The 14,155-nt window shown below is 68.3% G+C and carries 13 protein-coding genes; 3 read left to right on the top strand and 10 right to left on the bottom strand.

The features are described from left to right. Positions 1-28: 28 nt before the first annotated feature. Positions 29-1,360 (bottom strand): NAD(P)/FAD-dependent oxidoreductase, encoded by a 1,332-nt coding sequence (locus OHA05_RS01325; protein WP_313948308.1) that lies wholly within the window; start codon positions 1,358-1,360, stop codon positions 29-31. Between the two features lie 288 nt (positions 1,361-1,648). Here OHA05_RS01325 and qcrB point away from each other — a divergent pair, with 288 nt between their 5' ends. Further along, a complete protein-coding gene (gene qcrB / locus OHA05_RS01320) occupies positions 1,649-3,268 on the top strand; it encodes a cytochrome bc1 complex cytochrome b subunit (RefSeq protein ID WP_313948309.1) in 1,620 nt (539 codons plus the stop codon). 74 nt (positions 3,269-3,342) lie between these two features. Beyond that, positions 3,343-4,071: an SDR family oxidoreductase gene (locus OHA05_RS01315; protein ID WP_328859519.1), complete on the top strand. Its 729-nt coding sequence runs from the start codon at positions 3,343-3,345 to the stop codon at positions 4,069-4,071. Positions 4,072-4,085: 14 nt separating this feature from the next. Here OHA05_RS01315 and OHA05_RS01310 read toward each other — a convergent pair whose 3' ends face one another. From OHA05_RS01310 to OHA05_RS01290, 5 genes are all read right to left on the bottom strand, one after another. After that, positions 4,086-4,838: an RNA polymerase subunit sigma gene (locus OHA05_RS01310; RefSeq protein WP_313948311.1), complete on the bottom strand. Its 753-nt coding sequence runs from the start codon at positions 4,836-4,838 to the stop codon at positions 4,086-4,088. A 196-nt stretch (positions 4,839-5,034) separates the two neighbouring features. Beyond that, positions 5,035-6,765: an L-aspartate oxidase gene (locus tag OHA05_RS01305; RefSeq protein ID WP_328859518.1), complete on the bottom strand. Its 1,731-nt coding sequence runs from the start codon at positions 6,763-6,765 to the stop codon at positions 5,035-5,037. Positions 6,766-6,945: 180 nt separating this feature from the next. After that, positions 6,946-7,695: an SDR family oxidoreductase gene (locus OHA05_RS01300; RefSeq protein ID WP_313948313.1), complete on the bottom strand. Its 750-nt coding sequence runs from the start codon at positions 7,693-7,695 to the stop codon at positions 6,946-6,948. A 203-nt stretch (positions 7,696-7,898) separates the two neighbouring features. Continuing rightward, complete coding sequence (locus OHA05_RS01295) at positions 7,899-9,131, bottom strand: NAD(P)/FAD-dependent oxidoreductase (protein WP_328859517.1); 1,233 nt, start codon at positions 9,129-9,131, stop codon at positions 7,899-7,901. A gap of 26 nt (positions 9,132-9,157) precedes the next feature. Further along, positions 9,158-10,054, bottom strand: a complete 897-nt coding sequence (locus tag OHA05_RS01290) for an RNA polymerase sigma-70 factor (RefSeq protein WP_313948315.1) — start codon at positions 10,052-10,054, stop codon at positions 9,158-9,160. A 278-nt stretch (positions 10,055-10,332) separates the two neighbouring features. Here OHA05_RS01290 and OHA05_RS01285 point away from each other — a divergent pair, with 278 nt between their 5' ends. Next, a complete protein-coding gene (locus tag OHA05_RS01285; RefSeq protein WP_313948316.1) occupies positions 10,333-10,806 on the top strand; it encodes a carboxymuconolactone decarboxylase family protein in 474 nt (157 codons plus the stop codon). Positions 10,807-10,889: 83 nt separating this feature from the next. On the opposite strand, the gene OHA05_RS01280 is transcribed toward OHA05_RS01285, so the two are convergent. The 4 genes from OHA05_RS01280 to OHA05_RS01265 are packed head-to-tail and all read right to left on the bottom strand — an operon-like array spanning position 10,890 to position 14,130. Next, on the bottom strand, positions 10,890-11,525 hold the full coding sequence (locus OHA05_RS01280) for a TetR/AcrR family transcriptional regulator (protein ID WP_328859516.1): 636 nt from the start codon (positions 11,523-11,525) through the stop codon (positions 10,890-10,892). Next, the gene (locus OHA05_RS01275) at positions 11,522-12,460 is read right to left on the bottom strand and encodes a hypothetical protein (RefSeq protein WP_328859515.1); all 939 of its coding nucleotides are present in this window, start codon (positions 12,458-12,460) and stop codon (positions 11,522-11,524) included. Before OHA05_RS01275 ends, OHA05_RS01280 begins: the two co-directional genes overlap by 4 nt. After that, positions 12,457-12,939, bottom strand: a complete 483-nt coding sequence (locus tag OHA05_RS01270; protein WP_313948319.1) for a hypothetical protein — start codon at positions 12,937-12,939, stop codon at positions 12,457-12,459. The genes OHA05_RS01275 and OHA05_RS01270 overlap by 4 nt, the downstream gene beginning before the upstream one ends. Positions 12,940-12,942: 3 nt before the next feature. Further along, positions 12,943-14,130 carry a macrolide family glycosyltransferase gene (locus tag OHA05_RS01265; protein ID WP_413777865.1) on the bottom strand — a complete coding sequence of 396 codons (1,188 nt, stop codon included), beginning with the start codon at positions 14,128-14,130 and terminating at the stop codon, positions 12,943-12,945. Positions 14,131-14,155: the final 25 nt, after the last annotated feature.

Here is a 14,155-nt window from a genome sequence, read left to right as displayed (position 1 = left end):
TGCACGCAACCGTGCGGGGCCGGTGGACCTATGCGGTCACAGACTTCTCGCCCTGATACAGCTCGGTGTGCTCGAAGTTGGTGAGGGTGGCGGGCCGGCCGCGCTGGAAGCCGGTGCAGACGAAATCGTCTCCGGTGGTGGCGTTCAGCGCCCAGTTCGCCGCTACGCGGGTCCGGGCAGTGAGGGTGGGCAGCGCGAACAGGTGGTAGCCGCGAGCGACCGCCTGTGCCGGCAGTCCGGACAGCTCGATGCCGAGCGGCCGTGAGACCGCGTAGTTGTCACCGAGGTCGACCACCAGGCCCAAGTCCCGGTGGTAGTACGGCTTCATGGGGCGACCGCGCAACGTGGCCACGATGTTCCGGGCCACAGCCTTGCCCTGGCGCTGCGAGTGCTGGGCGGTCGGTGGCGCGATGGCACCCTCACCCCGGGCCAGGTCCGGCACCGCCGCGGCGTCCCCGACGGCGAAGATGCCCGGTGCTCCGAGTACGTCCATCTGCGGCGTGGTGGCGAGCCGGCCTCGGATCAGTTCCGTGTCGACGGTCTTCACGAGCGGACTCGCGGCGACTCCCGCTGTCCACACCAGGGTCCTGGTGGGCAGGGTGCGTCCGTCCGTGAGTTCGACGGAACGCGGCGTCAGCCGGGTGACACTGGTCTCCAGGGAGATCTCGATGCCACGCTTGCGCAGCGCGTGGATCGCCTTGTCGCCGAGGTGCTCGCCGATCTCCGGGAGGAGCCGCGGCGCGATGTCCACCAGGTGCCAGCTGAGCTGCGAGGGATCGAGCCGCGGGAACCTCTGCACCGCCGCGTGGGTGAGCAATTGCAGGGCGGCGGCCGTCTCGGTGCCGGCATAGCCGCCCCCGACGACGACGAAGCGCAGTCGTTCGGCCCGCTCCTCGGGGTCGGTGGCGATCGCCGCGGCGTCCAGCTGCCCGATGACGTGGTCGCGCAGGTAGGCCGCCTGGGCCAGGGTCTTCATCCCGTGGGCGTACTCGCTCACGCCGGGGATGCCGAGGAGCCGGGTCGTGCTGCCTGCGGCGAGCAACAGGATGTCGTAGCGCATATCGCGCTGCGGCCCCTCGGCGGTCAGGACGCTCACGCGCCGTTGCGCGGGGTCCACTCCGACGGCGATACCGGGGACGTACCGGCTCCGACGGAGTCGCCGGCGCAGCGACACCGCGACGGACTGCGGCGTCAGCAGCCCCGAGGCCACCTGCGGCAGAAGCGGCAGATAGAGCTGGTAGTCATCCGGTGAGACCAGGACCAGTTCCGCTTCTCCGGGGCGCAGGGCCTTCTCCAGACGGTGCAGGCATTCCACGCCCGCGAACCCGCCTCCGACCACCAGGACGCGCGGAAGGGGCATGGCGGACCTCCTGTCCGTACATGAGGAGACGCCCTTTCATGGTCACCCCGCGAGCACGTCCCCGCACGATGTGAGGAGTGCGCCCGCGCCGCCGCGGTCGTGCGGGCCCCACCGGCCGTACAGGACCACCTTCGCCCACGTCCTCGGCGCTGCCGTCCGCGGAAATTGGTGCGCGAATGCCTGTGCGTCACCCGGCGGACGCCCGCGGTGATTGGCATACTCCGTTTCCAGAAGATCGCATATGTCGCATTTGTGCAGCGACGCCTACCGGATGGATGAAGACGGAATATGGACACTGGGGCGCCATCGAGCCGGGGGCGTGCACATCGCGGAGAGAAGCTCGCCGACTGGGCCGACGGGCGCGTGGGTGTTTTCGGCCTGGCGAAGGCCAACATGCGCAAGATCTTTCCCGACCACTGGTCCTTCATGCTGGGGGAGATCTGCCTCTACAGCTTCGTCGTCATCATCCTGACCGGGATCTACCTGACGATGTTCTTCCATCCGTCGATGAACGAGGTGGAGTACCACGGCAGCTACATCCCCATGCAGGGCATCCTGATGAGCGAGGCGTACGCCTCCACGCTGGCCATCAGTTTCGACGTACGCGGCGGTCTGCTCATCCGTCAGATCCACCACTGGGCCGCGGTCATCTTCATCGCCGGCATGTTCGTGCACATGATGCGCGTCTTCTTCAACGGCGCGTTCCGCAAACCCCGCGAGATCAACTGGCTGCTCGGTTTCCTGCTGCTCGTCCTCGGGATGTTCACCGGCTTCACCGGCTACTCGCTGCCGGACGACCTGCTCTCGGGCACCGGCGTGCGCCTCACCCAGGGTCTGATCCTGGCGGTACCGCTGGTCGGCACGTACCTGTCGATGTTCCTGTTCGGCGGTGAGTACCCCGGGACCGACATCGTGTCGAGGTTCTACTCCATTCACATCCTGCTGCTGCCCGGCATCATGGTGGGCCTGCTGGTGGGCCACCTGATCCTGCTCTTCTTCCACAAGCACACGCAGTACGCGGGCGCCGGCCGGAAGAACCAGAACATCGTGGGCATGCCGTTCTTCCCGATCTACCTCGCCAAAGCGGGAGGCTTCTTCTTCCTGGTCTTCGGTGTCATCGCGATTCTGGCCGCCATCGCGACCATCAACCCGATCTGGACCATCGGTCCGTACCGGCCGGATCAGGCGGGGGCGGGTGCTCAGCCCGACTGGTACATGGGCTTCGCCGAGGGTCTCGTCCGGGCGATGCCCGGCTGGGAGATCGACTTCTGGGGTCACACCCTGGCGCTGGGGGTCCTCATTCCGCTGGTGGTGTTCGGTCTGTACCTCGCCGTGATCGCGGTATATCCGTTCATCGAATCCTGGATCACCGGCGACGATCGCGAGCACCACATCCTCGACCGACCGCGCAATGTACCGACCCGCACGGCCCTCGGGGTCGCCTGGTCCGTCGGCTACATCGTGATGCTCATCGGCGGGGGCAACGACATCGTCGCGACCCATTTCGATCTGTCGATCAACCACGTCACCTGGTTCGTCCGCTTCGCGCTGTTCGCCGGCCCCGTCGTCGCCTTCATCGTCACCAAGCGCATCTGCCTGGGGCTGCAACGGCGTGACAAGGCCAAGGTGCTGCACGGACGGGAATCAGGTGTCATCACCCGGCTGCCCCACGGTGAATTCGTCGAGATCCACGAGCCGCTGTCCCAGAGCCAGCTGCACATGCTCACCGCGCATGAGCAGTACGAGCCCGGGGAGGTCGCCCAGGCCGTCGGAACGGGCCGGGAGGGACGCGAACCCACCCGTGCCGAGAGACTGCGCGCCAAGCTCAGAAAGAGCTATTTCGGCAAGAACAACCAGGTTCCGAAGGTGACCGTCGAGGAGTTCGAGGACAGCACCCGCAGCCATTGAGGAGTTGCAGGCCGGCCCACGGGAGCGCTTCCTGGAAATGGGCCCGAACACGGGGTGGACGGAGAGGTGGAGAGATGAAGATCGCCGTCATCGGAGGAACCGGCCTGATCGGGTCGCAGGTCGTGAAGAACCTGAATGCCCAGGGCCACGAGGCGACACCGTGCTCCCCGTCGACGGGAGTCGACATCATCACGGGCGAGGGCCTGGACGAGGCCGTCGCCGGTACCGATGTGGTCGTGAACCTGGCGAACTCCCCCACCTTCGACGCCGCCTCGCTCGACTTCTTCCGTACGTCCATGGGCAACCTCCTCGCGGCGAGCGACAAGGCGCGCGTCCGGCACTTTCTCATCCTCTCCATCATCGGCGTCGACCAGGTACCGGACATGGACTACTACCGGGCGAAGGTGCTTCAGGAAGACCTGCTGATGGAAGGGCCCGTTCCGTACTCCATCGTGCGCGCCACCCAGTTCATGGAGTTCATGGACACGGTCATCTCCGCCTCGGCCGAGGGGGACACCGTCCGCCTCTCCCGCACGCCCATTCAGCCCATCGCGGCCGCGGACGTCGCCGCGGCCGTCACCGAGGTCGCTGTCGGTGACCCTCTGAACGGCGTCCTCAAGATCGCAGGACCTGACGTCTACGCGCTCGACGAGCTGGGCCGGCTCACCCTCACCACCAAGGGCGACACGCGCACCGTCGTCACCGACGACGGTGCGGGCATGTTCGTCGCCATCCCGGGGGATGTCCTCACCGATCGCAGCGCTCGCCTCGCGCCCACCCACTACACCGACTGGCTGGCCTGACCGGGGACGCGGCGTCACGAACGCCCTGGGCAGCCCGGCTCCGCTGCGGGCGGGTTCCAGGAGCGGAGCTTGTCCGGGTTGAGGGTGACCCATGCTTCCACGACGTGCGGGCCTGCGATGTCGAGACTGATCACGGCGGCGACCCGGTGGTCGTAGCGCGCGACGATCCCGGTGCTGCCGTTGACGGAGTGGGTGTGGAGCGTGGTGCCCGGGCGTGGGGTGAGCAGGGTCAGCAGGCTGTGGGCGACCTCCGGGCTGCCGTGGACGGGCTCGGTCAGAGCGCGGACCTTGCCGCCGCCGTCGAAGACCGCTGTGACGTCGTCCGCCAGCACGGAGGCCAGAAGAGGTGCGTCTCCGATGGCACAGGCCAGTCGGACGGTACGGACCACGGCCTCGTGCTGTCGCGGTGTGGCGGGACGCGACCGCCGTGCTCGCAGACTGCGGCGTGCGTGATCGGCGAGTTCGGTGCGGTCCGGATCCGCCTGTCCCTCGGCGACCGCGACGGGAGCGGTCCGGAACGGGTCATCGAGCACGACCGCCGACGGATCGGCCGAGCAGATACTAGCCACGAGCTTCGCGAGCCAGGACCGCGGGGCGGCGATCCGTTCCCGCGCCGGACCGGGCAGCTCGTACCACTGCCGGTAGGTCTCGGCGATGGCACTCTCCGCCTCGGAGCCGGTCCCCAGAATCGAACAGGCGACATTCAGCAGATGCCGCCGCTCGTCGAGCAGCTCCGCGATCGAGACGGAATCACTGGCCTTGTCCATACGGCGACCTCCCACTTCTACGGCACCGCACAGAACGGACGATCGTCTCGATCGTCCTGCGCCCTTGCTCATGAAGACCGGACAGACGCAGTTGTTGTGACACGGGGCAGTGGCGCTTTCGCAGCAGTCACCGCTGACGACCGCGGGCGCGGGCCCGCGGTCGGCGGCCCGAGAGTGCGGGGCGGCAGCCGGCGGGTTACTCCACGAGCTTTCCCTCGGTGGAGACCTCCTCCATGTAGGCGGAGATCTCTTCCGGAACAGGGGCGATGCTCTCGTGGGTGATTCCCGTGGTCGGCGACCAGACGAGATTGACCTGCAAGGCCTGATCCATCTCCGGATAGTCGCTGCGGTTGTGGCAGCCGCGGGTCTCCCGGCGTTCGATCGCCGCTTCGAGCGTGGCCCGGGCGGCGAGGGCGGCGGACTTGAGGTCGAAGGCGTGTGCCAGGTCCTGGAAGCCGGCGATGTCGGGGTGGACCCCGACGTTCTTCATGCGTTCCTCGATTCCGGCGAGCTCCGCCAGACCGGCGCGCAGTCCCTCCTCGTCACGGACGACGCCCGCGTGTTCGGTCATGGTGTTGCGGATGGCGCGCTGCAGGGCACGGACGTTCTCCGGGCCGTCCGCGGCGAGCAGGTCGTCGATCTCGCGCCGGGCCTCGGCCACGGCGGCCGCCGAGCGCGGCTGTGAGGTCAGGCCCTGGGAGTAGGCGGCTGCGGCCTGTCCCGTGATGCGGCCGAAGACGAGCAGCTCGATGAGGCTGTTGCCACCGAGGCGGTTGGCGCCGTGCAGTCCGCTGGAGGCCTCGCCGATGGCGTAGAGACCGCGCACGTCGGTGCTGTGGTCCTCGGACCTGACCCACACCCCGCCCATCGAGTAGTGCGCGGTCGGCGCTATCTCGATCGGATCGCGGGTGATGTCGAGCATCTGGAGATCCAGCAGCGTCTGGTAGACCCGTGGCAGACGGTTCATGATCGTCTGTCGCGGCAGATGGGACACATCGAGCCACACACCGCCCTTGGGCGTGCCGCGGCCTTCCTTGATCTCCGTGTAGGAGGCGAGGGCGACGCGGTCGCGCGTGGACAGCTCCATGCGTTCGGGGTCGTAGCGCGACATGAACCGTTCACCGACGGCGTTGCGCAGGATGCCGCCCTCGCCGCGGGCCGCCTCGCTGACCAGGGTGCCGGCCGCGTTCTCGGGCTCGATGATTCCCGAGGGGTGGAACTGCACCAGCTCCGGGTCGCGCAGACGGGCGCCGGCCTCCACTGCCAGCCGGAAGGAGTCTCCGGTGTTCTCGTCGCGCCGTGATGATGTGCGCCGCCAGATACGGGTATGGCCGCCTGCCGCCAGAATGACGGCGTCGGCGTGGATGAGACAGCGCGTCCCGTCGTTGAGATCGAAGCCATAGGCCCCGAACACCGCACCGTCGTGCACCAGAATCCGGGTGATGTAGACACTGTCGAGCACGGGTATGTTCAACTGGCCGGCGCGCCTGACGAGCGTGCGCTGGATTTCCAGGCCCGTGTAGTCACCGGCGAAGGCGGTACGCCGGAATTTGTGCGCGCCGAAGAAGCGCTGGGAAATACGGCCGTCGTCCTCCCTGGCGAAGGCCATGCCGTAGCGCTCCAGGTCGTCGATGCCCAGGGCGGCGCCCTGAGTGACGATCTCGACGGTGTGGGGATCGGCGAGCAGATAACTCTCCTTGAGAGTGTCGGCCGCATGCTGTTGCCAGCTGTCCCCGGGGTCCATGGTGGCGAGGGCCGCATTGATGCCGCCCGCGGCCAGGGCCGTGTGCGCGTCGTCCTTGGGGCGTTTTCCGACGGCGAGGACATCCATGCCCGCTTCGGCCAGCTCGATCGCCGCCCGTAGTCCCGCTCCGCCCGTTCCGATCACCAACACCGTGGTCGCAAGGCGCTTTTCGGTGATAGCCACATTCGCTCCGATCCTTGGGTCGTCACTGAGTACGACCGGTTGACCCCGCTGTTTGTGACACCGGGCCCGGTGCCTCGGTGCCTCGGTGCGCCGATGAGCGCGCAGGTGGTGTGGTCGCGTCCGGACGCAGCACGGTGTGCCGACATCGTGTGACGGACAGCGCACACGGCCCCACCGTGCCTACTGCTGCTGGGCGACCCAGTCGGCGAAGCGGATCTCGCCGATACGGGCGTCGGCGCCGGGGAGCAGTGTGGTCTCCTCGAGCTGCGCACCGAAGTACGGGGCCCGGGGGTCCGACACGACGGTGCGAGGGTCGTTCATGGCCGCCAGATGTGTACGGATCAGCTCGTCCAGCTGGAACGTGTCGGCGCCGGCCACCTCGACGACACCGTTGAGCGGGTTGCCGACCGCGGAGCGCCCCACTGCTGCTGCGACGTCGTCGGAGCAGATGGGCTGGATCTTGATCGGGGCCAGGTGCACCGTGTCGTCGTCCTTGGTCGCCGCCGCCGTGATGCCCTTCATGAACTCGAAGAACTGCGTGGCATGGACGATGGAGTAAGGAATTCCGGATTCCTTGATCAGGTCCTCCTGTGCCTGCTTCGCACGGAAGTAGCCGCTCTCCTGGAGACGGTCCGTGCCGACGACGGACAGCGCGACATGGTGGCCGACACCGGCCTCCTTCTCGGCCGCGAGGAGGTTCGAGGTGGAGGTGCGGAAGAACGCCATCACGTCGTCGTCCGCGAAGGAGGGGGAGTTGGAGACGTCCACCACGACGGCGGCGTCTTCGAGGACCTCGGCCAGGCCCTCACCCGTCAGCGTGTTCACACCACTGTCGGGGGAGGCCGGTACCGCCTCGTGACCGTGTTCGGCGAGCTTGCTCACCAGCTTCGAACCGATGAGGCCGGTTCCTCCTATGACGACAACCTTCATGATGGGTTTCCTCTCGGAGTCTCGCGGCGGCGCAGCGTGGTTGAGCGCGATCGCTGCGCCGATCGACGGTGTCTGTACTCACAAGGACAGGACAGCGTCCGAGTGTGTGACGCACCTCGGTTGATCCCGTCCCCGGAGGGCGTGGCCGGCTCGCCATGTACGACCGCACAGCAACCCACCGGGCACGGGTCGGGTTCGTCCTGTCAGGGCAGCAGACTGTCCAGGGGCACGTCGGGGTCGGCGAGAGCGGCGTCATCGACGTCGGTCCGGGACCGGATCAGGTCACGGATCGGGCCGATGACGTCCCACACGTTGACCGGCATGCCGGCGAGCACCCGCCGGCCTGACATCCAGAAGGCGATGAACTTCCGGTTCTCCTTGTCGCCGCGGAAGACCACACGGTCGTAGTGGCCCCGGTCGACATAGCCGGTGTACTCCATGCCCAGGTCGTACTGATCGGTGTAGAAGTACGGCAGCCGCTCGTACGCGACGTCCTCGCCGAGCATGTTCCGCGCGGCCGTGGCCGGTTGGTTCTGCGCGTTGGCCCAGTGCTCGACACGGATGTGGCGTTCGAGCCACGGGTGGAAGGCGTTGGCCACGTCGCCGGCTGCCCACACGTCGGGTGCCGACGTCCGAAGGTGCCGGTCGGTGATGATGCCGTTGTCGACCTCGATATCGGCCTGCTGCGCGAGCTCGACGTTGGGGGTGATGCCCACGCCGACGACCACGGCATCGGCGGGCAGCAGCCGGCCGTCGGCGAGCTGCACACCGCTGACCCGGCCCTCGGTCCCGACCAGGCGCTCGACCTCCACCCCGGGAAGCAGCAAGACCCCGTGTTCGGTGTGGAGACCGGCGAACACCTGTGCCGCCTCTCGCCCGAGCACCTTGATCAAGGGCAGCTCCCCGTGCCCGAGTACGGTCACCTCCGCTCCGGCGATGCGTGCGGCGGCGGCGGTCTCCAGACCGATCCAGCCGTCGCCGATCACCACGATCTTCGCACCCGCGGTGAAGGCGGCCTTGAGGCGCTCGCTGTCCCCCACGCGACGCAGATAGAGCACATTTCCCAGGTCGGCCCCGGGAACCTCCAGGCGGCGGGGGGAGGACCCGGTGGCCAGCAGAAGCTTGGCGTACGGCACCCGGCGGCCGCTGTCCAGCACCACTTCCTTCGCTTTCAGGTCCAGGGAGATCACGGTCGTGCTCAGCAGCAGTTCGACGTCGTGCTCGGGATACCAGTCCGCGGAGTGCACGAAGATCGATTCACGCTCCTCCTTGCCCAGCAGATAGCCCTTCGACAGCGGCGGCCGGATGTAGGGCCGCTCACCCTCCGCTGCGATGATGAGGACGGGGCCGTCGTGGCCGTGCTTGCGCAGGGCGGCCGCCGCCTTTCCCGCGGCCAGACCGCCGCCGACGATCACGCAACCGGTCGCAGGAGACACTATGTTCCTCGCCTTTCGATCGGGGTTCAGGCAGCGAGTGACGTGACGTAGGGCGCCAGCTTGGCCGGACTCATCACCCACATGATCCGCTCGACGCCGTGGGCCGATACGTCGATGGACAGCAGGGCGACCGCCTTGCCCTCGGAGGTGACCAGCACGGCGGGTCGGCCGTTGGCCTCGACCCACGTGCTGTCCGACCCCGGCCAGAAGCGCGGGGCGAATGCCTTGAGGTACTTGGACACGTGCTCACGTCCCACGACCGGGATCTTCGACGCGCCTCGCGCGCCGCCACCGTCGGCGTAGCTGACGACGTCCTCGGAGAGGATGTGCTCGAGCGTGGCCAGATCACCCGTCTGCGCCGCTGCGAGGAATCCCTCGAGCAGGCGCCGGTGTTCGGCCGGGTCGACCGGCTCTCTGCGTTCGGTTGCCAGGTGTTTGCGCGCCCGGCTCACCAGCTGGCGGGTGTTGGGCTCACTGGTGTCCAGGATGTCCGCGATCTGCGCATAGGGGTAGTCGAACGCTTCTCGCAGGACATAGGCGGCCCGCTCCACCGGGTTCAGCTTCTCGAGGACGAGAAGGACCGCCATCTCGACCGCCTCGGCGCGTTCCGCGCCCACCGTCGGGTCCCGGCTGGTGTCGACCGGCTCGGGCAGCCATGGGCCTATGTACGCTTCCCGGCGGACTCGGGCGGACTGGGCCACGTTGATCGCGAGCCGGGTGGTGACGGTCGTCAGAAAGGCTTTCGGTTCCACGATGTCCCGGCGGTCGGTGTTCTGCCACCGCAGCCAGGCCTCCTGGAGGATGTCTTCGGCCTCCACCGAACTTCCGAGTACGCGATAGGCGACACCGAACAACTGAGGACGGGCCTCCATGAAATCCCGGGTCGCTCTCTCGAGCGAATCGGTGTCCTCTTCCGGGTCCATAGCGCCCCTTTCCGCACGTTAATCCTACAACCGTTGTGGGCGGCACGCTTCTCGGCCGAGGTTGCCCACACTGCCTCTGACCTGGGTCTATTCCCTTTCGGATAGCTGCTGCGGGGGCACGTCGACGCTGTTGCGTCGGGTGTGCGCACCGACCCGCGTCCCCGTGGATCCACTGGAGAGCCACCCGAGGAGACGCACGTCACACCCTGTGGTGTCACGGTCGGCGGGTGAGCCCGGTCAGTTCGGTGTAACTGCCTCTGCATCGAAGGGATCCCCCCATGGAATCGCGCGTCAACTACTTCGGTAACGCCCTTGCGGGCAAGGTCATGAAGCACCTCAACTCGGCCAACAAGGTGGTGGCCGACTCGACCCTGCCGGTCACGACCCAGGAACTGGTGAAGATCCGGGCCAGTCAGATCAACGGCTGCGGTTTCTGCACGGACATGCACACCAAGGACGCCGTCGAGGCCGGTGAGACGCAGCAGCGTCTGAACCTGGTGGCGGCCTGGCGCGAGGCCAAGGTGTTCACCGACGCCGAGCGCGCCGCCCTGGAACTCGCCGAGCAGGGCACCCGCATCGCGGACGCCGCGGGCGGTGTTCCGGACGAGGTCTGGGAGAAGGCAGCCAAGCACTTCGACGAGGACGAACTCGCCGCGCTGATCTCGCTGATCGCGATCATCAACGCCTACAACCGCATCAACGTCATCAACCAGCAGCCTGCCGGGGACTACCGGCCCGGCATGTTCGGCTGAGGCGATCCGGCCGAGCCGGACCACCACCGCCCGTCTCCTCGTCGCCGACCGCGACGGGAGGCGGGCTGCATGCGTCCGCCCGTCTATGACCTGGGCTCGTCGACAAGAATGTCGATGGCGCGGGCGAGCAGCGTCATCAGTTCCTCGAAGTCGAGCGAGGCGAGTGGCTCCATCGGGCAGACGTAGCGCAGCATGACGAGGCCGACGAGATGCGCGGACACCAGGGACGGCAACTCCGGTGTCCGTGCGGTCTTTTCGGGGGCGAGTCGGGCAAGACACGATGCGAGGGCTCTTTCGATGTGGTGGTGGAACTCCTTGGCGACCGGCTCGTCCGCCAAGCCGGTCCGGAAGACGGCGACCAGCGCCGGGCGGGTCGACTCGTCCTCCCAGTAGGAGAGGAAGGTCCGGGCGATCCACTCGCCCCGGTTCTTCGGGCCGGCAGCGTCCTTGTCCGTCAGAGAGCCGAAGAGAGTGGACAGATCGATCCGCGAGGCAACGGCGTGCCGGAAGAGGCCGCCCTTGTTGTCGAAGAAGTGGTGGATCAACGCCGGGTCCACGTCTGCCCGTTCGGCGATCCCGCGCAGCGTGGCGCCCGCATAGCCCTTGGCGGCGAAGAGTTCCAGCGCAGCTGTGAGGATCAGAGCCCTGGTGTTGCTGTGTCCCGGACGGCGGCCCCCGCCCGGGCGTCCTGCACCGCGCACTCCGGCCGAGACGCTCACGACGACGAGCGCTCCTTGGCGGGGCTCGCAGCGTCGTGGGCGCGGATGATCGCGACCACGGTGTCGGCCGTGCGGTCGAGGTGGCTGCGGCCGTCGGGCAACCGAGCTGTCGTGCTGATGTAGCTGCGCGGCCCTACGTGTGTGGCGGGGTCGAGCCGGTGCAGGGTGATCTTCCCGGCGCGGCGGGCCCGGTTCCACGCGCTCCAACGGAACAGCCGCCAGCGTTGAGGGAAGATCCAGGTACCGACCCGCGCGATCCGGTCGTGCGCACTGCCGAGCTGATGCAGGTGCTCGGCACCGGTGAGGTCGTTGGCGCCGTTGTGGAACCCGCCGAGGGTGATCAGCAGGAGCGGGGAGCGCAGGCGCCTGTGCAGTTCGTCGACCGCGCCGCCGGCGACCTGGGCACCGCCGCTGTAACTGAGCAGCACCACGGGGACACCGCTGTCTGACCGGTAGCCGGCGAGCGTGAGCTGCGTGGAGATCTGGCTGCCGACGGCCCGGTTGTACAAGGGGCGGTACCGCTGGTCGGCGGCGACGAAGATCTGCATGACATTGTGCAGGAACAGCAGCAGCTGGATGCGTCGGCGCAGCCACGCCCACACCGGTCGGTCGGCCAGCGGGTCGGCCAGTGGCGAGTAGGGCTGTACCTGTCCCAGAACCCGCAGTTCCGGGGCTCTGGTGAGAAGGGCCTTGACCAGTTGGCCGCCGTCCCGGCTGTCGCGAACGCGTCGTTTGCCGATGCCGTCCAGGTAGACCAGGTAGGCGCGCGGGGGACTGTCGGGGGCCGCGCCTCGGGCGTACGGCATGCCCTCCGGGAGCTGGGTGGTGGGTGCCCGCCAGCCGGCGCCGTAGGCCAGTACCTCGTAGCGGGCCAGCAGTGCTTCGGCGAGGAGTGCGGGGCCGATCGCGAAGACCCAGAGCAGGAAACCGTTCATGCGACCTGCTCCCGTGCCTCGGCGGCGCTGATCCTCACGACCAGACGCCGGACGGCCTCGACGGCGACACCGAGCCCCGTGCCGGCGAGGGCCACGCAGCCGGCGGCGCCCCACCAGCCCACGTCGGTGGCCGCGGCGAGCGGGCCGACCAGCCCGGCGCCGACTCCGACGAAGAGCAGCAGGTGGAGGAGGGGGCCGAGCAACGGGAAGGCGAGGACGGCAGCGAGCATCAGCGGGGCGACGAGCTCCGGTGTCCAGACCAACCCGGCGCCTGTCGGTGGCGAGGGCAGCACCAGCCCGGCCAGGGTCCATGCGGTCAGCGGCCACAACGCGAACACGGCGCCTTCCACGAGGCCGCCGGCACAGAGCAGCCCGGCCACCCGGGTGCGCGACATCCCCGGTCGGCGCACCGCCAGAGGCAGGATGCGCCCGGCGGCCTCCGACATCCCGGCGAGCAGCAGCAGAACGGCGAGTGTCATGGCTCAGCCTCGCCGTGACGGGTGGGCGGGAGCCGGCCGACCGGCGGTGTCGGCGATATACCGTTCGACCTCGTCGGCGGCGCGCCGGTAGCCACCCGCCTGGTGCTGGGCGCCCCGCAGCATGGCCGCGGCCGTCCGGAACCGGGGGGTGTGGAGCAGGCGTTCGGCGAGGGCCCGTACGGAGTCTTCGGTGACGTCCTCGTTGCGGATGGACAGGCCGGCGCCGAGTTCTTCCACGCGTCGGGCCACCATCGGCTGGTCGGCACCCTGGGGAACCACCAGCATGGGAACCCCGGCGTACATGGCCTCATTGACGCTGTTCATCCCGCCGTGAGTGACGAACAGCGCCGCGTTGGCCAGGACTTCCGGCTGAGGGACAAAACGGCGGGCGAGCACATTGCCCGGCAAGGGACCCAGGGCGGTGGGATCGGTCTGTCCGGTGGAGACGATGACACTGGCGCCCAGTGAGGCGAGTCCGGTGGCGAAGCTGCGCAGCAGGTGCGGGGCGGCGTTGAACACCGTACCGAGCGACGCGTACAGCACCGGATTCCGCAGCCGGTCGGCCGGGAACGACAGGTCGCCCGGGCGGGCGCCGATGCTCGGTCCCACGAACCGGTAGGAGTGGTCGAATTCCTCGGCAGCGGGCTGGAACGTCCGCGACGTGTAGACCAGGTTGAGCGGCTGGCGGATGTTCCCCATGTCGAGCAGGGGCAGCCCGCTCGTGTCGTAGCGGCGGTGCAGCCCCCAGCGCGAACGCAGGTAGCCCCGAAGGCTGCCCGGTTGGCTCATCGCCGCGGCCAGCAGCTCCCACGAGCCGCCGGTCGGGCTGGGCACGTGGCGGTTGAACGCGAAGGTGGTGAACGACGACGCCGCAGGCACCTTGAGCTCGCGGGCGGCGACCGCTCCCCAGGGACAGGCGCTGTCGTGAACGATCAGGTCGGGCCGAATGCGGCGCAGGTCGGTGAGCACCGGGGGCAGCAAGTGAGCGGCTGTACCCGCAAGCCCTTCCATCAACGTGATCGGTGTCGGCGGATCGGGGAGCGGCTGGTCGCCCCCGGGGTAGAGGTAGACCGTCGCGCCGAGGGCCTCGATCTCCTCACGGAACGCGGGCGAGGTGTGATAGGTGACGGTGTGGCCGCGCCGGACAAGTTCGGCCACTACGGGCAGCGTCGGGTTGACGCGACCATGCATGGCGATGTTGAGGAACGCGATGGTA

The sequence above is a fragment of the Streptomyces sp. NBC_00306 genome (assembly GCF_036169555.1).
Classification (GTDB): Bacteria; Actinomycetota; Actinomycetes; order Streptomycetales; family Streptomycetaceae; genus Streptomyces; species Streptomyces achmelvichensis.
The sequence above is the reverse complement of the archived record's forward strand: the minus strand, read 5'-3'. Positions and strand labels throughout refer to the sequence as shown.